The sequence below is a fragment of the Aliivibrio wodanis genome (genome assembly GCF_052920805.1).
Map to the genome: position 1 here is coordinate 432908 of NZ_JBREXA010000002.1, position 23126 is coordinate 456033.

Genomic DNA, 23126 nt, shown 5'->3' on the forward strand with positions numbered 1-23126 from the left:
AATGAAATCGAATAGAAATCAAACGGGCGGTGCATTAATCATGTTGATATTTACGGTTGTTATCTTATTTAGCTTAGCGGGTTCCATGATGAAACTTTCTGAGAATTCGCAATATTCGGTAAGCTATGAAGTTCTTGGTACCAGAGCGCACTGGACTGCAAGATCCGCAATTGAATATGGAGCTCAGTTATTACGGCCATTAAACTTACCAGTAGCAAGCAGTTGCTTTACCGATATTACAGCTATTTCATTTGAAGACTTTAATGGGATAGAACAATGCACGGCTTCCTTATTATGTACTCAGTATGTCAGATTAGATGAAAACGAACATTTTAGATTAGAGAGCATTGCAAGCTGTACTGCTGGTGATATATCGACTCAGAAAAGAATTCAAGTAGAGGTGAGTTTATGAGAATAACCATTATGACGTTATGTCGATTATTCATTATTGGAATGTTATTTTCTACAGCTACTAATGCGGCAAGTGTTTCCGGTTATATATATGAAGATTATAACTTTGGTGGTGTAGTCCGTCCATATAACTCTTCAAAAGGAATGTCTGTATTATCCCTTGTAGTACATAAAATAAGACTTACGGGAAATGGGTTTAATATAACAACATCATCATCATCTGGTTATTACAGTTTTTCTGGGATCCCATCAGGTATCTATACTATTTCATTATATAGTGCGGTTCCGGGTTACGGTTCAGGGAGTAATGATATGGATGGTTCATTATACTCAGAGCGTGGAGATTGCTCTGATTGTCGTCCTGTTCAAATCTACCCATCCATATCTGAGGGGTTTTCTACAGAAGTATATATTTCTGGGAATACTAAAGGTGTTAACCTTGGTATTAATTATAGTACGATCACTAATAATAACGATAATGGTGATGGCTCATTAAGACAGTTTTTAGTAAATTCTAAATATCTGACAACAGGACGTGGAATAAATGGATTAACTAAGCGTGGGTTAAAGCAGGATAATCATCAGTCTTTCGCTGATAATGCAATATTTTCTCCAACAATGGCAAGTAGTACAATTATACTAAATTCCCCATTAACAATGGATGGTTTTTCATATACAAATATTGATGCAAAACAGTTAAATATTACTTTACGAAATCATAGGCAGCCATTAAACAGTGATTATGGTATTAAGATTTCAAATTCTCATGTAATTAAATTTAATAATTTCATTATGAGAAGTTTTGATGATGCTATTTATTTAGATAGTAGTCAAAGCTGTCAAATTACAGGGAACTCGCTTTATAATTTACGAGATTCAGGTATTATTCTTTGGGGTGGTAGTGAATACAATATCATCACTAATAATATTATTGATTATGCTGTAAGTGGTGAAGATACTCATAATCAAGCAGCATCTATTTTTGTTTACCAGTCAAATGACAATATTATATCAAATAACCATATTTCAAATTCTGGATTTTATAATTCAAATTATTCATGGTCAAACTCAATATCTGGTATAAGAATATTGGAGAGTGATGATAATAAATTAAGTCAGAATACATTTTATAATACAAAAGGTATTGGTATTGATCTCACTGGAGGTGGAACAAATGCTGGTGTTGGCGAGGCTGATACAAATGATGATGTTTATTTCTCTAGTTTAATTAATGCTTCAAATGGATTTATTGATACGCCGATTATTAATCAAGCAGAGTTGAATGGCACGATTCTAAGTATTAGTGGCTACATAGGTACAGGTATTAAGCAATCTACGTTTTCTAATATGACAGTAGAAATATATGAAGCAGATCTCAATGGTGCTTATTTTTCTTCAGGATTTACGGCAGGTAAGCATTATTTAGGATCTTGCATAACTGATTCTGATAGTCATTTTTCATGTTCTATATCGAGTGTATCTGGATTAACTGGAAATAGTAAAATAAATGCGATTACTGTGAATACATTAAATGCCTATTCAGATACATCAGAATTTAGTCCATTTGTTTCATTAATATCTCCATCAGATTACGGTGATACGCCTGAGAATATCAATTTAAATAATGGATGGGGTAATGCCTCTTATCCAACTTATAGAGTCTCATCAGGAGCTAGTCATCAGAAGTCGTTGTTCTGTTTAGGGACTACAGACCCTAATGATTGCCCGGCTTTTTATGATACCGAAGCTGATGGCGACGGCACAAAGTTAACGGCTGATTCGGAAACTACCGATGATGGTGTTTTATTTAATCCAAATGACCCAGTTCTCAGTCAGTCAAGCAATCAGCCAGTTCTACAAACGAATATTATGCATGATGATGGCTCCGTTTCTGTTGTAGAGAATGAGCTTATCATTACTGCCTCTCAGCCTGGTTTTATTAGCATTTGGCTAGATTTGAATCAAGACGGTGACTGGGAAGATACTGCACCAGATGGGACTTCAGAGCATATTATTCAAGGTGCTACGATTGTTCAAGGCAGTCAAAATAGCATCAAATTTTCATTATCGGCATCAACGCCTCATGGAAATAACTATTTACGCATACGATATGCATCGACGGTTTCTGAGATTAGTTCACCGACAGGTATAGCAACTGATGGTGAAGTTGAAGATTATAACGTTGTTATTGCTGCGCCATCTATCTCGTTTGGCGGTTGCTTAGCTGGTGTGCAAAATGGGTCATTTGAACTTAACTATAATAATCAATTTACCCCTGATGATGAAACACCAGGTTGGTCAGTAATACCAGTTGATATTAATCCTAGCGATCAAGAGAATGCAAAAAAAATTGAAATTGCTACATATTCAACATTTGAAGGAGTGACACCACCTAGAGACGGCACTCAAAAAGTTGCCGAGCTTAACGCGTATGTGCCAGGTATGCTGTATCAAGATATTGTGACCCTGCCAGGTGCAGAGCTCTCTTGGTCTTTTGACTATATTCAACGTAGTGCTCAAATGCGGGAGTGTAGCAATTTCGGTTCTTCTGTATGTGATCAAAAAATACGTTTTTCTTTGGGTGGTGTGGATGAAACGTCTCCATCTTATGCGTATTCATACGATGCAACACCAAATTGGTTAAACCATAACTCAACGACAATCAGTCCAAAATACATCGTACCTGCAGGTCAATTTGTTACACGACTTGCGTTTAAAGCTGAAAAACCATCAAAAGGTAATGCAGCGGATTCTGTGGGTAATATTATCGATAACGTTCAGTTTGGCTGCACAGAAGAGTTTGATTATGGTGATGCTCCTAATGAAGATATAAATACAGGTTGGGAAGTGTCAACTTTCCCTGTCACTAAATCTGATGATGGAGCAAGACATTATTATCAACCGGATGTTTTCTTAGGTACGCTAGTTACTAAAGATACTAATGGTAATCCAGAACGAACAGCAAGTAGTGATCTTGGTGATGATGGTGTTGAGATCAATCCAAATAACCGCCTCATCTCTAAAGCAAGAAAATCGATATTTCACACTAATTACCTTGATGATAACGGAATGGAGCAAATCGTTACCAATGAGTTGGTGATCACAGCCTCTAATAAAGGGTTTGTGTCTGTTTGGTTAGACCTCAATCAGGATGGTTCTTGGTCTGGTTTTACTAGAAATAGACAAAGCTACTCAGAACGTGTACTAACTCTTATACCAGTAGAGCAAGGAGTTAATACGATCCCACTTTCTTTGTCTGCCTATGATGTTCATGGTGAATCATGGATGCGAGTTCGTTATTCTACATTAGCAGCAGGTCTCTTAGAGCCAACGGGCGTTGCTTCGAACGGTGAAGTGGAAGATTACCAAGTGTGGATAGCAGCACCATCACTAGATATAGCAAGCTGTGATGCCGGATTACAAAATGGATCGTTTGAACAACTGTATTTAGAACATGGACATAATGGCTATGATACGCCAGAAAGCTCGATAGCGGGTTGGTCAGTGGTTCAAGTAAACCCGAAACTTATGCCTCACTCTGGGAATATTTCTGACCGAAACCAAATCGAGTCAAGCCGTTATGGATTGTTTGTTACTGATCCTCCTCTTGATGGTAGTCCTAATGTTGCTGAGCTTAGTGCCTATCATCCTGGTATTTTATATCAAGATATCGTTACAGAGCCTGGTACTGTATTAACATGGTCGTTTGATTACTCAAAACGTACTATCAATGGTAGCTCATCAGAAATTATGTCTTTGGATATTGGTTCTCCAGACAATACCACTTCACAATTATCTGTTGTAGGGCAACCTTTTTGGCAGACGTTCACTGGATTATACAAGGTTCCTTCTGGCCAATATTTAACACGTATTGCTTTTCGTGGTATCGCGCCAAGCGTCGCTTCAGCGGGTAATATTATTGATAATGCCAACTTTGGTTGTGTAAGCGGCTTTGACTATGGCGATCTCCCAAGTAAATACAATGATAACGACGAGTTTGACTATCACATTGTCTCTAGTCAGCTTTATATTGGCGATAACATTCCTGATGTAGAGACCAGCCCTCAAGGTAATGATACGGCTAGTGGGGATGATACCAATGGGATTAATGATGAAAATGGCTACCCTAATAATCTCTATATCGACACAACACATGCGTGGAGTACAGACGTTACGGTTGTTAATAATACAGGTTCAGATGCCTTTCTTGTCGGTTGGATAGATATTAATACCAATGACAAAATGAACGATCTTGAGAGTACTTATCAGCGTATTCCATCGAATGGCAGACAGACAGTGACTTTAACTTGGAGTGCAACGCAACTAGCCGATGCAGGTTCACAAATGTCGCCAAGTTATATGCGGTTGAGAGTAGGAACACAGCTTGATTTAGATAACGTAATTGACGATAGCTTTATTCAATTTGGTGAAGTTGAGGATCATCGTGTTTATTTAATGCCTCAACCTATTATCCCAGAGAGTACCTGTAGTAGCTTTGTTCAAACTAAAGCAACAGGAAGTAAGTTTTCTTATTCTAAATGGAATGTAAAAAATGGGGTTGTCGAGTTTAGTGATCTTAATAAAAAATTAGCGGTTCCTTGGATTAACGCAATAGGTCTTAATGTTATTGATGGTCTTATTTATGGAATAAGTGCTGAAACCTCAAAAGGCCAAGGAAAGGTTCAGCTAGCGGTTGCTGACCAATCTCCTGGCGCTGAGTTTATCCCTTTAGGCGAAATTAAAGCGGCTCATGATCTAACGTTGATGAATTTAAAACATAAAACGTATATTAGTTATGTAAAAGGACAAACGTTAACCTTTGGTAAAGATGCCTCATCTGTTATCAAAGCCAACCAAGGTGCCGTGACGTTAGATGGTAAGTACTTGATTCTACTTTATCGTCAGTGGGGTGAGTTGATAAAAGTAAACTTAAAAACGCTAGAGTTTACAGCTGTGGGAATTGATATTGCGAAAGGCTTTGCTATAAATTCATTACCATGGGACCCAGACATAGCCTTTACTTTTTATGGTGATCAAAACCTAGTTTATGGGGTGCGGTTAAAATCGAAGAAATATTACACTTTAGATATTAATTCTGGAGAGGTCAAAACCTATAACTTTACTTTTGAAATACCAACTGCATTGGTTCCGGGCGGAAGTTTAGGGTATTCAGGAGGTTATGCAATGGATACCTCTGGGATTATTTATGCGATGACGAATGGCGGAAATCATGACACTGACGGTGATGGCACGTATGATTTAATGAATAAAACAGCTTTATATCGAGTCGATACGACCTCTGGTAAAGCCAGCTTCCAGCTAGAAGGACAGAATAAATCCTTGAATGTGAATGATGCTGCGGGTTGTTTACGACAAGCCGATTATGGTGATGCTATGATTGATGACGGTGGAGACCCCCCTCATCATTACAAATCTAGCTTATATCTTGGCGCAACTTGGAACTCTAACTTCTCTTCATTATGGGATGCAGAGGCTAATGCTGATCTTGATGATGATGGTCTACTATCTATTGATGGTTTATCTGTCGGTCCGATTGATCATCATATTCCACTACAAGATGGTAAAAAACATCGACTTGTTATTAATGCATCTCAAGCTTCAACCTTAAGTATGTGGTTTGATTGGAATGGCTCTCAAACGTTAGAGAGCAGTGAAAAAAGTGTATTTAGTCTGAGTTCAGGTAATAACAGCATTGATATCACAGTACCAAAAGGGACTAAAGGTGATGTGTTAATGCGCATGCGAGCAAGCTCTGTATCAGTGCCTTCAACTGGTTTGGTTATTGGTGGTGAAGTTGAAGATTACTTATTTGAAGTTAAGTCAGCCGTTTCTGATATTAGTGTCGTTGCGGATAATTACAATCCATTAACGTGTGAAGTGGTTACTATCGATGTATCTACTTTAGATGATAATGGAGTGCCAATTAAATTTGATGATGATATTGAAATATCTGTTAATAAACTAAATGGTAACGGGTCATTATCTGGCTCTTGTTGGTTATCTGCATCAAATAGCGACCCTAGCTCTGGCTCTAATAAATGTGATTCACCTATTATTATTAAATATAACAATGAGAGTGTACGACAAGTCTATTTAGAGAGCTATTACGAGGGAATGGAGCTATCAGTTCATGCAGAAGTAGTGACTGATAATAACATTGACGATGATAGTAATGGGATTATTTTCCGCAAAGAAGGCTACGTACTTGATGTAGAGTTGGGGGATAATCATCCTATAGCGTATTCACCTTATTATTTATCTGGTGAACCGTTTACACTCACATTAACAAGACAAACGGTGGTAGATAGTGGTGGTTCACCAGTCTGTCAAACAAACAACGATTATGAAGGCACTAAAAATGTAAATTTCAAGGTTGATTATGCTCAAGGGACACAAAAACCCATGGGGTTACGTGTCGGTGATGTTTCTGCACCAGAAAATGTGTTTGACTCGGGTTATACACCGATAGTAACCGATTTTGTTTCTGGTAAAGCGACTATGGATGCGGCCTATTTTGATGCTGGTGTTATTCAAATTTCGACAGAATATGTACCTGATGGAGGAATGAGTAGAGGTTGGGATCACTCTAAGTCTATGAGCGTAGTTCCTTATGCTCTAGGGCTTGAAACTATTGCGGCAAGCTTGAATGGAGTTGGGGTAGTTAACCCTGTTGGAGTCACTGAGTTTGTACCTGCTCAAACATCATTTGATGTGACAGTGAAAGCGGTTGCTAAAGGTGGGACCCTAACTCATAACTTTAATTATGTAGCTCCAACGGTAATAGGTAGCATTGTTACCCCTGTTAGTAAGACGCTTGGCCAACTAGATATACCTACGACACTTGATTTTGTTGAGGGAATATCTGAAGTTGTCGGTTATAAGTATCATGAAGTAGGTAGTATCGACTTAAATTATGCCGCTGAAAGGTATTTAGGTTTAACAACCACTCATTTAACTCTTGATACGGGTTCTATTGGTCATTTTTATCCTGCGCAGTTTGAAATAGTGAGTCATTCATTTAGCAGTGATATAGAGCACGTTACAGGAAGTGATGAGTATTGGAGCTATTATGGCAAGCCTGATCTTGAATTAGCGTTAACCTTAGAAGCTCAGGGCGCTGAAGGTGACAGTTTAAGTTATTACGACGAGCGACTCTTTACTTCCGCAAGCAGTTTTGAACCTGTGGATATCGAGTTCACTATTTCTAATTCAGGTTTAGATCTTTGTGCAGATGAAATATTGGTAACACAATTATTACCAATTGATTTTACAAGTAATAAGTGTAATTTCTCAGGTCAATGGAGCAGCGGTCAGTATTCTGTAAATGAGAGTAATATGTGGGTCGTTCGTTCGGTAGATGCTCAAGGCGAACCACAAGCTCCTCAATCAGAGATAGAAACCACGCTTCTTTCTAATAATGAGAATGTTCCATATATTCTTAGCGGGCAAACAACCGCGAAGATAAGTCATCAATTTAGTGAAACCTTAGACTTACGATTTGGACGACTGACGTTAAAGGATACTCATGGTCCAACGATGACGCCTTTGCCTATAGAGATGAATATAGAGTTCTGGAATGGCGATAGCTTTGAGGTTAACACTTGGGATAGCTCCAGTGAGACAGCATTAATAGGCAGTTTTACCGCACCTACTACAACACCAAATAATTTGAATGTAATTATTCCTGTCCCAACGTTATTGGAAGGCCTATTTGATTTAAATATTTCTGGTGATATTCAAGGCAGTGCAGTACTGCAATTTGATTTACAAGATATGACAGTAGCAAATGCCATTGATGACGATAGCTCAGATTGGCTAGGTTACTGTTGGAGTTTGGATGAAAATAATACAAACGAAGATGAGTGTAGCGATGCAAATATGTATCAACAAAATCCATCTGCAGTTGTCGTATTTGGCGAGCAACGCAAATCTAATAACTTGATCTTCTGGAGAGAGTTATTTAATTAGAGTAACGTATTTGCAATAGCATTAATGAAATGGCCGATCTTTGATTGGCTATTTTTATACCACTCACAGTAAGTAAGTGATCAGAAATAGCGAAGTAAAAATGCTTGAGAACAAGGCGGCACTTTTCGACAAATAGTTTCGGTAAGTAGTTATCCTACAATCAAAAATTTAAACGCAGTTATCGAGTATTTTAACCAACTAGGATGATCAGTTATTTACTACGATTGGTATTATATCTATTAATATTGGATTGGTATTACAGAAGAAATAGCAGGCACAAAAAAAGCCAACTCATTTCTGAATTGGCTTTTCGATCTCTAACGAGATAAATAATGGTGGGGGGGGACGGATTCGAACCATCGAAGCTTACGCGGCAGATTTACAGTCTGCTCCCTTTGGCCACTCGGGAACCCCCCCAACGAGGATTTTTATACTTAACTAACTCGTTTCCCAACAGAGTAATCAAGTTATCTTAATCGTTAATAACGAGTAAGAAGAATAATGGTGGGGGGGGACGGATTCGAACCATCGAAGCTTACGCGGCAGATTTACAGTCTGCTCCCTTTGGCCACTCGGGAACCCCCCCAACGGAGATTTTTATACTTAATTAATTCGTTTTCCAACAGAGCAATCAAGTTATCTTATTCGTTAATTACGAGTAAGAAGAATAATGGTGGGGGGGGACGGATTCGAACCATCGAAGCTTACGCGGCAGATTTACAGTCTGCTCCCTTTGGCCACTCGGGAACCCCCCCAACGAGGATTTTTATACTTAACTAACTCGTTTCCCAACAGAGCAATCAAGCTATCTTATCCGTTAATAACGAGTAAGAAGAATAATGGTGGGGGGGGACGGATTCGAACCATCGAAGCTTACGCGGCAGATTTACAGTCTGCTCCCTTTGGCCACTCGGGAACCCCCCCAACGGAGATTTTTATACTTAACAAACTCGTTTCCCAACAGAGCAATCAAGTTATCTTATCCGTTAATAATGAGTAAGAAGAATAATGGTGGGGGGGGACGGATTCGAACCATCGAAGCTTACGCGGCAGATTTACAGTCTGCTCCCTTTGGCCACTCGGGAACCCCCCCAACGGAGATTTTTATACTTAATAAACTCGTTTCCCAACGGAGTAACCAAGTTATCTTAATCGTTAACACAATCAAGAAGAATAATGGTGGGGGGAGGGACGGATTCGAACCATCGAAGCTTACGCGGCAGATTTACAGTCTGCTCCCTTTGGCCACTCGGGAACCCCCCCAACGGAGATTTTTATACTTAACAAACTCGTTTCCCAACAGAGCAATCAAGTTATCTTAATCGTTAACACAATCAAGAAGAATAATGGTGGGGGGGGACGGATTCGAACCATCGAAGCTTACGCGGCAGATTTACAGTCTGCTCCCTTTGGCCACTCGGGAACCCCCCCAACGAGAGATTTTTATACTTAGCAAGAGTTTTCCCAACGACCTTGCCAAGTTCGGAGCGAATAATAGCAAACTTCGTTTTTCTGTAAAGCACTTTTCTTTGTTTTTTGGTTTGAATGATTGGTTTTTCGTCAAAAAGGGGTAAAAAGCACCATTTTTGAACAAATAATATAAAAATGGGTCATATGGAAGTGATTGTTTTTACAGTTTATTGCACCATCTTTACATTCATTGACGAACAAAAGCGCTTTCACTTGGTAAACTAGAGCCAGTAAGTAATTTTAATAATTCAAATAATAAGTATCAATATGAATCAAACTAAGTCTATTACTCTTGCGGTTTTATTAGCATGCACTTTATCAACACCTTCTTATGCTAATAAATCAAGAGGAAATCAATCGGTTGCTGTTGTCTCTGAAGAGGTTGCAACTCATGAAATATCTCAATCATTATCTTTAATCGGTAAATTAGAAGCGGCAGAGTCTGTCATTATCTCTCCAGAAGTCTCTGGAAAAATAGACCGAATTACGGTTAAGGCAAATCAAGAGGTTAAAAAGGGGCAGCTTTTAATTCAATTAAATGATGATAAAGCCAGTGCTGCTATTAAAGAGGCACAAGCGTATTTAAATGATGAAAAACGTAAATTGAAAGAATTTCAACGCTTAGCGAAAAAGAACGCCATTACTCAGACTGAGATTGATGGTCAAAAAGCCAGTGTTGATATTGCCCAAGCACGTTTAGAAGCGGCAAATGCAAACTTATCAGATCTTCATATTTCAGCTCCTTTTTCTGGCACGGTTGGATTCATCGATTTTAGCCGCGGAAAAATGGTTAATGTAGGTACTGAATTACTGACCTTAGATAACTTATCTTTAATGCAGTTAGATCTGCAAGTACCAGAGCGTTATCTTTCTATGTTATCTACTGGCATGAAAGTAGATGCTATGAGCCAAGCATGGGGGAAAACGGTATTTTCAGGAAAAGTGGTGGGTATTGATTCTCGTATTAATGCAGAAACCTTGAACTTACGTATCCGTATTGAATTTCCAAATAAAGATCTAAAAATGAAACCGGGTATGTTAATGGCGGCAGAGTTGGACTTCCCAGCGATTAATGCACCAATCATTCCAGTACAAGCATTAGAGTACTCAGGTACAAAACGTTATGTTTACGTAATTGGTGATGATAATAAAGTGACTCGTACTCAAGTTACACTGGGCGCTCGTGTTGAAAATCGCGTAGTGATTGAATCTGGTTTAGAGATTGGTCAAGATATCGTAGTTCAAGGCTTAGTTAATATGCGTGAAGGCGTGACCGTTAAGTTACTTGAGCAAGAGACTCAACCTACCGTTAAAGGACAATAATCATGTGGTTATCTGATACCTCAGTAAAAAGGCCCGTGGTTGCCATTGTTTTAAGTTTGTTGTTGTGTGTGTTTGGTGCGGTGTCGTTTAGTAAACTAGCCGTACGTGAAATGCCTGATATTGAAAGCCCTGTGGTTTCGATTAGTACTCGTTATGAAGGGGCTTCAGCGACTATTATTGAAAGTCAGATCACGACCGTATTGGAAGATCAGCTTTCAGGCATTAGTGGTATTGATGAAATCGAATCAACTACTCGTAACAGCATGTCTCGTATTACCATTACCTTTGATTTAGGTTACGACTTAAATACCGGCGTGAGTGATATTCGTGATGCGGTAGCTCGTGCCCAGCGAAGCTTGCCTGATGAAGCTGATGATCCGGTTGTCTTTAAGAATAATGGCAGTGGAGAAGCGTCTTTATATATTAATTTAAGCTCAAGTGTTATGGATCGAACCGAGCTTACCGATTATACCGAGCGTGTATTGGTAGACCGTTTTAGTTTGATTACTGGCGTGAGTTCGGTTGATATTTCTGGTGGTCTTTACAAGGTTATGTATGTAAAGCTCAAACCTGATTTAATGGCAGGGCGAGGCGTTATTGCTTCTGATATTACCGCGGCGCTTCGTTCAGAGAATATCGAAAGTCCGGGTGGTGAAGTCCGTAATGACGCCATCGTGATGTCGGTTCGAACTGAGCGTCTCTATAACCAAGCAGAAGACTTTAATTATCTAGTTGTCAAAACGGCTAGCGATGGCACATCGATTTATCTAAAAGATGTCGCTGATGTGTTCATTGGTGCTGAAAACGAAAATTCGACCTTTAAAAGTGATGGTGTCGTTAACGTAAGCATGGGGATTGTTCCTCAATCGGATGCAAACCCGTTAGATGTGGCGAATTTAGTTCATGAAGAAGTGGCTAAAATTCAGCAGTTTTTACCTGAAGGCACTCGTTTAGCTATTGATTATGATTCTACCGTATTTATTGATCGCTCAATTTCTGAGGTGTACAGCACACTCTTTATTACTGGTGGTTTGGTTATCTTGGTGCTTTATATCTTTATTGGCCAAGCTCGTGCAACACTAATCCCAGCGGTTACGGTTCCTGTCTCTTTGATTTCGTCGTTTATGGCGGCGTATTACTTCGGTTTTTCAATTAACTTAATTACCTTAATGGCACTGATTTTATCGATTGGTTTGGTGGTCGATGATGCCATCGTAGTGGTTGAGAATATCTTCCATCACTTAGAAAAAGGAGAGTCACCGCTTTTAGCTGCCTATAAAGGTACAAGAGAAGTGGGCTTTGCTGTAATAGCAACGACCTTAGTTCTGGTAATGGTATTCTTACCGATCTCATTTATGGACGGCATGGTAGGTCTATTATTTACTGAGTTCTCTGTATTGTTAGCAATGTCTGTGTTGTTCTCATCATTGATAGCGTTGACACTGACCCCAGTACTAGGCAGTAAGATCTTAAAAGCCAATGTTAAACCAAATCGTTTTAATCTTTTTGTCGATAAACTATTTGCTAGTTTAGAAAGAGGTTATCGTAAATCGGTTAGCAAAGCAGTGGCATGGCGTTTATTAGCTCCTGTTATTATTTTAGCGTGTATTGGCGGTAGTTACGGTCTAATGCAGCAAGTGCCATCTCAATTAACACCGCAAGAAGACCGTGGCGTATTGTTTGCGTTTGTTCGTGGTGCTGATGCCACCAGTTATAACCGAATGAGCTCGAACATGGATATTGTTGAAGAGAGACTGATGCCATTACTTGGTCAAGGATTCTTAAAATCATTCAGTATTCAATCACCCGCTTTTGGTGGTAATGCAGGTGATCAGACTGGTTTTGTTATCATGATCTTAGAAGATTGGGCAGACAGAGATCTAACAGCTCAAGAAGGATTAGGCTTAATTCGTAAAACCTTAGTCGATATTCCTGATGTTCGTGTATTCCCAATGATGCCAGGCTTCCGTGGTGGTTCAAGTGAGCCCGTGCAGTTCGTACTTGGTGGTTCAGATTACAAAGAGCTACAAAAATGGGGTGATGTATTAAAAGCAGAAGCCAATAATAGCCCATTGATGGAAGGTGCGGATATTAACTATTCTGAAAAAACACCAGAGTTAGTTGTGTCAGTTGATCGTAACCGTGCTGCAGAGTTAGGCATTAAGATCTCTGATATCTCAGATACCCTTGAGATCATGCTTGGTGGTAAAAGTGAAACCACGTATGTGGATCGCGGTGAAGAGTACGATGTGTATTTACGAGGTGATGAAAATAGCTTCAATAATGCTGCGGATCTTAGCCAAATTTACATGAGAACGGCGACTGGAGAATTAGTCACTCTTGATACGGTAACTAAAATTAATGAAGTTGCATCTGCTATTCGTCTATCACACACCAATAAACAGAAATCCATTACCTTAAGTGCCAATCTAAAAGATGGTGCGACATTAGGTGATGCTCTGGATTATCTGGATGCAAAAGCAATCGAAATGCTACCGAGTGATATTTCAGTCGCTTATACCGGTGAGTCAAAAGACTTTAAAGAAAACCAATCAAGTATTTTAGTCGTATTCGGATTAGCGTTACTGGTTGCTTATCTTGTTCTGGCGGCACAATTTGAAAGCTTTATTAACCCAATGGTAGTGATGTTTACTGTTCCTATGGGGGTGTTCGGTGGTTTCTTAGGGCTAGTTATTATGGGCCAAGGACTGAATATTTATAGCCAGATTGGTATGATCATGTTGATCGGAATGGTAACCAAAAACGGGATCTTGATTGTTGAGTTTGCGAACCAGCTGCGAGATAAAGGCATAGAGTTAGAGCAAGCGATTGTTGATGCCTCAGCGCGTCGTTTACGTCCTATTTTAATGACTGCCTTTACGACATTAGCGGGTGCGATTCCATTAATAATGTCTACAGGTGCAGGTTACGAAAGCCGAGTGGCAGTAGGTACGGTTATCTTCTTTGGTATGGCGTTTGCGACCTTGGTAACGTTATTTGTTATCCCTGCAATGTATCGACTAATTTCAGGACAGACGCATTCACCGGGTCATGTAGAAGCGTTATTAAATAAAGAATTAGACCATGATATTACAGGGCGTATTTCGCATTAGTGTTGTGAGATAAAGGTTTTTGCAAGATTTAAAGCACCTAAATAATATTTAGGTGCTTTAATTATACCATCAAAGGCTAAAATGATTGCTTAAATTCGTGAGCGGGATTAGCCCTTTATTAAGGCGTTTCTTTAGTAAAAAGAATAACCAACGGAAAGCTGGAAACCATCAAAAGATGTATTCTCCATCGCTTGATCAAATCCTGCATCAGCGAATACGTTTGTATACTCAAAACGTACTAGTACATCATTATGACTATTCCACTGAATGCCTGCACCAGCTTCAAACAATCCTCCCGACTCGCTTGAATATTTCCCATTGTTAATTAAATCAGCCGTATTAATTTTAGCGAATGAAGCTCCGAGCTTAGCAAATATCTCAATTCCTGATTGACCAAAAATAGCAGTTGAAGGAACAATAGCCGCACCTAATTGATGGACTTGAATTGAAAAATCATCAATTGCAAGTTGAGAACTAATATCAAATTCAGTTTCTGAATAACGATAAAAAGTTTCAACAGCAAGGTACTGATTAATATGATAACCAAGACCTAAGCCAAAATTAGGTTTAGTCGTTTCTTCATTTACAATTAGTGTATTTGGTAAGTCTTTTTTGAATTCAACTAAACCTGTATTTAAATAAAAGTAAGATTCCGGTAAGGCATCTTTTTTATTTGTATTAGAGCTCGGCTGTGAATAGTCGGCGAGAGCGCTAATTGGTAATAAGGCTGTTAAAAGTGCAATTTTTTTCATCAAAAGAATTTACTCATGAGTTAGGGGTTTTACTAGACGAATATATTTTACTTCATCTAAACGAGTATCGACTTCTTGTCCATCAAAAAAATCAATAACATAAGCTTTGATTTCTGCATTAGTATTTAAAAAGTCACCAGTAGAAGACCAGTAAGGAGATGAATGCATTGTTGGGAAAATAGATAAATCACTTGATGGAGAATAACAAGAGTAATCTACTAATGATGCTAGTTCATGGATGTTTGGTAAATTAAATTCAGTTACCGTTTGGGCTGCTTCTAAAGCTGATTTCCAATCTCGAAGATCACTAGCTTTGCCATCACAGGCATTTGTAAGTTCATTGTAGTTTTCGCCAAAGTTACACTTTTGCCACACTAAACTATTTTTTACATCAATAATAGTACCGTCATGCTTGTCAACGAATTGCCCTGCGAAGTGACTTTCTGGTACCGTATCTGAGCAGACCTGCGCTAGTAAAGCCGGAGAAGTCATCAATAATGTACTAAGTAGTGTTATTTTCTTTATCATTGTTCTACCCCTCCTCGAACGGCAATAGTTGTATTAAATGTATTTTTATTACATAAGTGTGCTTTAGCTGTTTCTATATCAACACACCAAGCTGAGGCAGGAGTATTGATAGCACTTGCACTAGTCCAAACCAATTGTTGGCTTGATGTGCTATTAATTAATTGGTTTCTTGGTGGAAAGTAGTCAATAGCATTTGGGTTCACTGAAGTATCGAGAATTAAAAATGAACGTAATTCAGACGGTGTTGGTAAACGCCAATCCTTGAAACCACATACACCATTTGAATTTAATTTAGCAATATAAGTATTGCTATTACAATTCTGTGAACTTGGGTCATAATTGGCCATTTCAGAGTCTGGGAAAGAACAAAAAGAGCTAACAGGGTAATCTGAGTGGGTAAATCCACTTCCTAAAGACCCTGGAACATTATTATTTAATGTGGCATCAGGTTCGTACCAAGTATAAACACCAGCAATATTATTCCAACGTGATGATTGTGTTTTGTACTCACTTGGATAACTGTTCGCGTCTGGGTCGTCTTTGTAGTCTTGAATACGCTTATCAATGGTTACAACTGAATCACTTAGCGGTGCAAGATAATCACCTTTGGCTTCAATATAAAGGCCAGTTGTCTGATCTTGAATACAGGCATAATTACTTGAATTCTCATCAAGTGGCTCACCTGCATAATTGTGTTTCAAAAACGAATAACCAGCATGGCCGTCAATAGGGCTAGGATCTGTAATATCTCTGCCTCTTTCGGCATCTTGACCTGGGTATTCAGCATTAGGACCTGAAGCATTAAAAGTATTACCATCATAAACAGTGGTTAAACCGGTATCATTTTGACTTGTATCACCAGCAATAAGAATAGATAGTTTCCCTCTTTCTCCTGGTTGATAAGTTCCGGTGGTATCCATACTAAATGCGATTAACTCACTGTACTCTAAATTAGTATCTGTGTTGATATTTAAATCAATCGAAGAAGTTAATGATTTTGGTTCAATAACAAGAGGAAGAGGGGTTAGTAGTGTGTAATCTTCGTTTGCAGTTGCTGTACCACTTTGCGTAATTATGATCTCTAACCTACTGGTTGTTCTATGGCTTAATGTCAGTGAGTAACTTAAATTACTGTCCCCTTCTTTGGCGTTAGTAAATACGGTATCAAAGTTAACCCCCGGAACAGGATCTGAATTTTTAATATTAATTGCATAGCTATTTTCAGGAATTAAATAACTAGAATTATCAGCAGTAAATGACAGCGTAAAGCTAACATCATTTTCGTGTAATTGATTATTTCTTACTGTAATAGGGAGTTTAACTCTTTCATCACCGATATTGACAGCAACACTTGCATTTGTTGAAGCCTGATAATGATAATCAGAGTTTGATTGATCAGAAGTTGCGGTATCATCAGCAGTAGTGTAATGAATAGTAAAGTCATGCTGACTCGGTTCTGACAAATAGACCTGAATATAATCGACTGAAGTAGCATTAAGTGGTTCAGTTAATGTTGTGCCTTCAGCAATAGAAAGGGTTATTGCTGACTCCGGTGGCACGTTCTTATCCCAGTCGCTAGTTTCATCATTACAACCGATGAGGGGTAAAGAACAAGCGAATAATAGGCAAATCTTTGAATATTTCATTATATAGCCTGTAGTATGAGTAATTATTAATAGAAGAATTATCCCACAAAACAAGCCATTATGTGAATGCTTGTCACAGTTTCACTACGATAACTGTGACAAATAATAAATTTTCTAATTCTTTTTATGTAATTCATTCATGGTATCAAGCTTATTATTTATATAAGTATCTAATCCATTTTGGCGTAATTCGCATGATGGGCAATCACCGCAACCATCCCCAATAACTCCGTTATAACAGGTTAATGTATGGTTGCGAACATAGTCCAGCTTTCCATATTTATCAGCAAGCGCCCATGTTTCTGCTTTGTTTAGCCACATTAATGGCGTATCAATGCGAAGCTTACGATCCATGCCTAAAACAAGAGATTGGTTAATAGACTTTACAAACTCATCACGACAATCAGGGTAGCCAGAAAAGTCAGTTTCACACACACCAGTGATTACTGATTCTGCGCCCAATTGATAGGCATAAATACCAGCAAGTGTTAAGAAAAGAATATTACGACCAGGGACAAATGAATTTGGTAGGCCATTTTCTTGCAGCTCATGAGAAACAGGGATGTTATCGCGAGTTAATGAGCTGGCAGCGAGTTCATTTAATAAGCCGACATCCATCACCTTATGAGAAGCAGCTCCGAGCTCTAGTGCCACTTTTTTAGCGACTTCAATTTCTTGATTATGACGTTGGCCATAATCAAAAGTAATACAATGAACATGGTCATATTGAGTCAGTGCTTGAATTAAACAGGTAGTGGAATCTTGACCGCCACTAAAAACAACAATTGCTGTAGACATAAGGTAATGAATCTCAGTAGGATTATTTATAGGCTATTGTAGTAAAAAAGCCACCGATGATCGATGGCTTTATCGTTATTACCAATTGGTATAATCCTAGCTGGACGTTATTATTTTATCGATTCGTTATAATTGGCCGGTTTTCTCAAAACGAGCTAGTTGATCTAAACATGGTGTTAAATCGCCAATATTATTAGCAACCCACTCGTCATTATAATAAGTATCAAGGTATCGATCACCACTATCACACAGCAAGGTAACAATAGACCCTTTTTCGCCACGTTGTTGCATTTCACACGCTAGTTGTAAGGCTCCAAATAGATTGGTTCCTGTTGAGGCACCTGCTTTTCGACCCAAAATGTTTTCTAACCAGCGAGCAGTTGCAACGCTTTCTGTATCTGCAATCGTTCGCATTTCATCAATAACGCCAGGAATAAAACTTGGTTCAACACGAGGGCGACCAATGCCTTCAATTTTACTGCCGCAGTCTAAAGTTAGCGCTTTATTACCTGTTTTATAATAATCGTGAAATACTGAGTTTTCAGGGTCAACCACACACAGTTTAGTATTGTATTTTTGGAAACGAATAAAACGACCGATAGTTGCAGAAGTACCACCAGTACCCGGATTCATTACAACCCAAGTTGGTTCAGGGTGATCTTCTAATTTCATTTGGTTAAAGATGCTATCCGCAATATTGTTGTTACCACGCCAGTCAGTAGCACGCTCGGCATAAGTAAATTGATCCATATAATGACCATTTAACTCTTCAGCAAGACGACGAGATTCAGCATAAATTTCATCAGAGCGCTCAACAAAGTGAGCTTCACCACCGTAGAATTTGATCATCTCGATTTTTTTGCTGGCTGTTTTACGAGGAACGACGGCAATAAATGGTAATCCCAATAAACGAGCAAAATACGCTTCTGATACCGCAGTGCTACCAGAAGATGATTCTATAATTGGTGTATTTGGACCAATCCAACCATTAGAGATCGCATAAAGGAAAAGAGAACGCGCTAAACGGTGTTTTAGAGATCCTGTTGGGTGTGTGCTTTCATCTTTTAGATATAAATCAATACCATCAAGCATAGGTAAATCAAGTTTAATAAGATGCGTATCTGCAGAGCGTTGGTAGTCCGCTTCAATTTTACGAATAGCGTTGTTAATCCAGTTATGATCTGTACACATGATACTTTCCTCTAAAGGTGATGATGTATCTAATGTACCTATATTTACTGAGAAAAACTTTACTTTAAATCTACTAAATCACCAGTAAAGGAGAAAAAAATTCTATATAAGTGAATTTTTGTAGATTTAAAATGAAATATTAGCAAAGATCACTGAATGATCTTTGCTAAAGATAAGATATTATTGAACTAATTATTATGTGTATAAGGCCCTTCTGTCACTTGCTCTAAAACTGTGCCATTATTATCGAGCACTTTTGAGGAAACATAATAAATGTAGGTTGTATTTTTAGCTCCTGTGAAACTTAGACTATGAGCGGTAGTTTGATTATCATTAGTAAAACTGCCACAACAGTTAAAAATAACTTCGGAGGTTGATACTATGTTAGTATTCCACTCTATCTGAAAATTTCTTCCTTTGAGCTTACTACTTGTTATATTTGAAATGCTGAGATCGTCATTTTCTCCTGTTCCGGTATCTCCTCCATCACCAGTGCCATTACATAACACATCATCGATACCGACTTCATCCCAAGCTGCTGCAACATTTGAGCTAGCTAGAATTGTATTATCCGCAACTGCTAGTGTTGCGTCTCGTGCATCACAGAAAGAAGCGTTAGGAGCTAGTGAGGTAAAAGCATCATAAACAATTTGAGAGGCTTGATGTAATCCAATTCCTTCAACTCTAGATACGGAACTATAAGCAGCATTTACTCCTCCATTAACCAGTAAATAGTACCAATGGTTAATAATACCGCTGTTGATATGAACACCTCCATTGTCGCCAGAGCCTGTATATCTATTTGCATAATGAGTTGGATCACCATGTAAACTTGGATTCGCCATATTACGAATACCATTTCCATTAATAGTTATGTCTTCACCAATGCTCCAGTTACCATGGTTTGTTGCCGTGATTATTTCATTATTCTGCCAGTCTCCATCATTGTAAAAAAATTCAATATTTGTCCCCATAATATCAGAGAAGGATTCGTTAAGAGCACCAGATTCATTTTGATAAATAAGATCACTCGTTGCTTCTGTTAAGCCGTGCGCTAGCTCATGACCAACAACATCTAAATCCCCAGAAAGGTTTGTAAAAGTTACGTTATCACCGTCGCCATAAGCCATTTGATAACCATTCCAATAGGCGTTGTTGTAATTTCTTTTTACATGTGCGGATGAAACCATTCCCTGTTGATAATGGATTAACCAATTAAAACCTAGTTGAGAGGTAAAATAATTATCGGTAATATTGGCGTAGAAGTGAGCATCAACAAGTGCTGCTTGTCCGGGGGATGTCCTACCTTCAATTATCCAGTCATCATCATTATCAATAGCAAGTGTTCCTGGTAAGCGGTTTTTTCCTTTTGCATCGTAAGTGACTATACGTTGATTTGATGAGATTAATTCATAGCGATTACCGTTAAGGGTGGTTAAACCAGTCAAATCTTTTTGGTCTCCAAGTACGCCAATACCACTGCCTGTCGTTAAACCATCATAAGCATTTAAAATAACCCCACTCTCTGAATCAACCCAATGAAACCATCTTGATGTTTCTTTTTTATTTTCAACGATATAAAAATGACGACCGTTAATAGGATTGATATAAAGTGTAGAACGCCATTTTCCTTTTGAACCAATTTTCTGTTTTACCGTTTGAATGGCTGCTGTGTTGTTTAAGTGAATTCGATTAGTCGTGATGAATTTAGAGTAATGACGGCCAATTACGGCTATCTGCTGATTATTTTGATCGCTAATTATCGTGAGTTTTGCTCCAAAAATAGGGATGTCAGTTAGCATTTGTTGGTAATGAGTGGCTTTGAATTTTTTGTTAGATAAAGAGTTCTGCTTTATTAATCTGATGTCAGAAGGAAGTTCGAATAACCATGCATCTTGTCCTTTTAGATTATGGGTATTGAACGTTTTTAGAGGAGGAGCTGCAAAGATAGACATTGAAAAAAATAAAGCAATAATTGTGACTATAATTTTTTGAAACATCATAACCTCCAGTGCTTTTTTATCGAATGACAAATAAGACCGTAGATGCTTTAGCCATCATCAATAAAAAAGTGCTTGGTGTATTGAAAAAATAGTTACCTTAAGCGTAGGGCTGAGTGGCTTGTTATACAAGTTTCATTTTATAGATGAGATTGGGATTTATTTCTAGAAATGCTTTATGATTATCTACGTAATTGAGTAACGAAAAAACAAGCTTTTGAATAATAGGTAAAATAATTATGCGTCATAGTTTAGACAAGGTAGATACTACCTTACTTTCATTACTGCAAAAAGACAGCACAATCTCATTACAAGATCTAGCAGAAGCCGTTAACTTAACTACCACACCGTGCTGGAAGCGATTAAAACGTCTAGAAGAAGATGGTGTAATTGAAAAGAAAGTGGCCTTACTTAATCCTGAAAAGTTAGGATTGAGTTTTAACGCGTTTGTCTTGATTAAAACATCAAACCATTCTCAAGAGTGGTATAACCAATTTGTTGATACGGTGTCTGATTTCCCTGAAGTGATGGAGTTTTATCGCATGGCGGGTGAATACGACTATATGATGAAGGTACTTGCTGAGGATATGAAGTCATTTGACGGATTTTACAAAAAACTAGTGAATAGCATAGATGGAATATCGAATGTAACGAGTACCTTTGCTATGGAGCCATTAAAGTACACGACTGAATTGCCTTTATAGTTTTAAAGTTAACAATGCAGGTAGACTGTAGACCTGCATTGCTTATCACTCTGGTTCTATTTTTTCTTCATTCTCATCACACCTTCCTGCATTGCAGAAGCGACAAGTTCACCTTTCTGGTTGAACACTTCGCCACGAACTAGGCCACGTGAGCCACTCGCATTGGTACTTTCAATTGAATACAGTAACCATTCATCCATCTTAAATGGACGGTGGAACCACATTGAATGGTCAATCGTCGCTACTTGGAAGTTTGGTGTTAATAAGCTGACTTCATGTGGATGAAGGGCGGTAGGTAAGAATCCCCAATCAGACGCATAAGCTAATAAGTATTGATGAATTAATTGGTCGTCTGGTAATTCGCCATTGGCTTTAATCCATAAATGCTGTGTAGGCGCTGCTTTTTTAGGATCTAATGGATTAACAATATTTACAGGGCGAACTTCAATTGATTTTTCACCGCAAAAAATCTTTTGCACAGCAGGAGGGAGTACATGCTTAATAGCTTCGGCAAGTTGTGTTTCTGAAGCAAAGTTCTCTGGTCCTGCAATATTCGGCATGCTTGATTGGTGTTCAAAGCCAGGTTCATCACCATGATAAGACGCCGTTAAATAGAAAATAGGGCGTCCATTTTGAATCGCTTTTACACGACGAGTGCTAAAGCTTCGTCCGTCTCGTAAGTTTTCTACATCATAAATAATGGCTTTTTCAGGATCGCCAGGATAAAGAAAGTAGCTATGAAAAGAGTGCACTGTTCTATCATTATCAACGGTATAGCGAGCGGCTGAAAGCGCTTGTCCAATGACTTGCCCACCATAAACCTGTGGTAAACCAAGGTTTTCACTTTGACCTCTGAATAAGCCTTGCTCTAACTGTTCTAGTTGTAAGAGAGTTAATAATTCATTTAATGGTTTATTCATTTTTTTCCTTAATACCTTTGACGTTATTATTATATTGTGAGGGATATTTTAATTAAGTTCAATAATCTAGATGTGAAGGCTGGTGTCCACTTTTATATCAAAATGGTGTAATTTCCCCCTGACTACGTTAATTTTCTGTCAAAAGTCATTTCAACTACAAGACAGAGTGTAGTATTCGGTTTATATTTGTTTGGTTTTAATCACACAATAATTTTATACCAATGTATTCAGTAGATGACCTATTTATTGAGTTATTTAACTAATAATGAACAGTTAGTTAC

Annotated in this window: 12 protein-coding genes and 7 tRNA genes; 5 read left to right on the forward strand and 14 right to left on the reverse strand. The window is 38.3% G+C overall.

The annotated features are described in order from the left end of the window. Position 1: 1 nt before the first annotated feature. Together ACU5DF_RS09895 and ACU5DF_RS09900 are read left to right on the forward strand one after the other, a co-directional pair. On the forward strand, positions 2-412 hold the full coding sequence (locus ACU5DF_RS09895) for a hypothetical protein (protein WP_446712730.1): 411 nt from the start codon (positions 2-4) through the stop codon (positions 410-412). Then, positions 409-8400, forward strand: a complete 7992-nt coding sequence (locus ACU5DF_RS09900; RefSeq protein WP_446712731.1) for a GEVED domain-containing protein — start codon at positions 409-411, stop codon at positions 8398-8400. The genes ACU5DF_RS09895 and ACU5DF_RS09900 overlap by 4 nt, the downstream gene beginning before the upstream one ends. A gap of 333 nt (positions 8401-8733) precedes the next feature. Here the strand turns inward: ACU5DF_RS09900 and ACU5DF_RS09905 are convergent. From ACU5DF_RS09905 to ACU5DF_RS09935, 7 genes are all read right to left on the reverse strand, one after another. After that, positions 8734-8817 (reverse strand) — tRNA-Tyr (locus tag ACU5DF_RS09905). Between the two features lie 85 nt (positions 8818-8902). Then, positions 8903-8986 (reverse strand) — tRNA-Tyr (locus ACU5DF_RS09910). A gap of 85 nt (positions 8987-9071) precedes the next feature. Next, positions 9072-9155 (reverse strand) — tRNA-Tyr (locus ACU5DF_RS09915). Between the two features lie 85 nt (positions 9156-9240). Further along, positions 9241-9324, reverse strand: a tRNA-Tyr gene (locus tag ACU5DF_RS09920). A gap of 85 nt (positions 9325-9409) precedes the next feature. Then, positions 9410-9493: transfer RNA gene (locus ACU5DF_RS09925), tRNA-Tyr, on the reverse strand. Between the two features lie 84 nt (positions 9494-9577). Beyond that, positions 9578-9663, reverse strand: a tRNA-Tyr gene (locus ACU5DF_RS09930). An 84-nt stretch (positions 9664-9747) separates the two neighbouring features. Continuing rightward, a tRNA-Tyr gene (locus ACU5DF_RS09935) sits at positions 9748-9831 on the reverse strand. 306 nt (positions 9832-10137) lie between these two features. Between ACU5DF_RS09935 and ACU5DF_RS09940 the strand changes: the two genes are divergently transcribed. After that, entirely contained in the window at positions 10138-11193 is a 1056-nt protein-coding gene (locus tag ACU5DF_RS09940; RefSeq protein ID WP_446712732.1) for an efflux RND transporter periplasmic adaptor subunit, read from the forward strand. Between the two features lie 2 nt (positions 11194-11195). Next, a complete protein-coding gene (vexH, locus tag ACU5DF_RS09945; protein ID WP_446712733.1) occupies positions 11196-14306 on the forward strand; it encodes a vibriobactin export RND transporter permease subunit VexH in 3111 nt (1036 codons plus the stop codon). 131 nt (positions 14307-14437) lie between these two features. On the opposite strand, the gene ACU5DF_RS09950 is transcribed toward vexH, so the two are convergent. The 6 genes from ACU5DF_RS09950 to ACU5DF_RS09975 form a co-directional block, all read right to left on the reverse strand. After that, entirely contained in the window at positions 14438-15058 is a 621-nt protein-coding gene (locus tag ACU5DF_RS09950; RefSeq protein WP_446712734.1) for a porin family protein, read from the reverse strand. A gap of 9 nt (positions 15059-15067) precedes the next feature. After that, positions 15068-15586: an Lcl C-terminal domain-containing protein gene (locus ACU5DF_RS09955; RefSeq protein ID WP_446712735.1), complete on the reverse strand. Its 519-nt coding sequence runs from the start codon at positions 15584-15586 to the stop codon at positions 15068-15070. Beyond that, positions 15583-17232, reverse strand: coding sequence for an Lcl C-terminal domain-containing protein (locus ACU5DF_RS09960; protein ID WP_446712736.1), 1650 nt, complete (start codon positions 17230-17232; stop codon positions 15583-15585). The genes ACU5DF_RS09955 and ACU5DF_RS09960 overlap by 4 nt, the downstream gene beginning before the upstream one ends. A 114-nt stretch (positions 17233-17346) precedes the next feature. After that, positions 17347-18030 carry a 7-cyano-7-deazaguanine synthase QueC gene (queC, locus tag ACU5DF_RS09965; RefSeq protein WP_045102355.1) on the reverse strand — a complete coding sequence of 228 codons (684 nt, stop codon included), beginning with the start codon at positions 18028-18030 and terminating at the stop codon, positions 17347-17349. Positions 18031-18156: 126 nt separating this feature from the next. Next, entirely contained in the window at positions 18157-19221 is a 1065-nt protein-coding gene (locus tag ACU5DF_RS09970) for a PLP-dependent cysteine synthase family protein (RefSeq protein WP_045102354.1), read from the reverse strand. A gap of 188 nt (positions 19222-19409) precedes the next feature. Beyond that, the gene (locus ACU5DF_RS09975) at positions 19410-21224 is read right to left on the reverse strand and encodes a M4 family metallopeptidase (RefSeq protein ID WP_446712737.1); all 1815 of its coding nucleotides are present in this window, start codon (positions 21222-21224) and stop codon (positions 19410-19412) included. A gap of 236 nt (positions 21225-21460) precedes the next feature. Between ACU5DF_RS09975 and ACU5DF_RS09980 the strand changes: the two genes are divergently transcribed. Then, entirely contained in the window at positions 21461-21925 is a 465-nt protein-coding gene (locus ACU5DF_RS09980; protein ID WP_045102351.1) for an Lrp/AsnC family transcriptional regulator, read from the forward strand. A 56-nt stretch (positions 21926-21981) separates the two neighbouring features. Here the strand turns inward: ACU5DF_RS09980 and tesB are convergent, their stop codons facing one another. Next, positions 21982-22845 carry an acyl-CoA thioesterase II gene (gene tesB, locus ACU5DF_RS09985; RefSeq protein ID WP_446712738.1) on the reverse strand — a complete coding sequence of 288 codons (864 nt, stop codon included), beginning with the start codon at positions 22843-22845 and terminating at the stop codon, positions 21982-21984. Positions 22846-23126 lie beyond the last annotated feature (281 nt).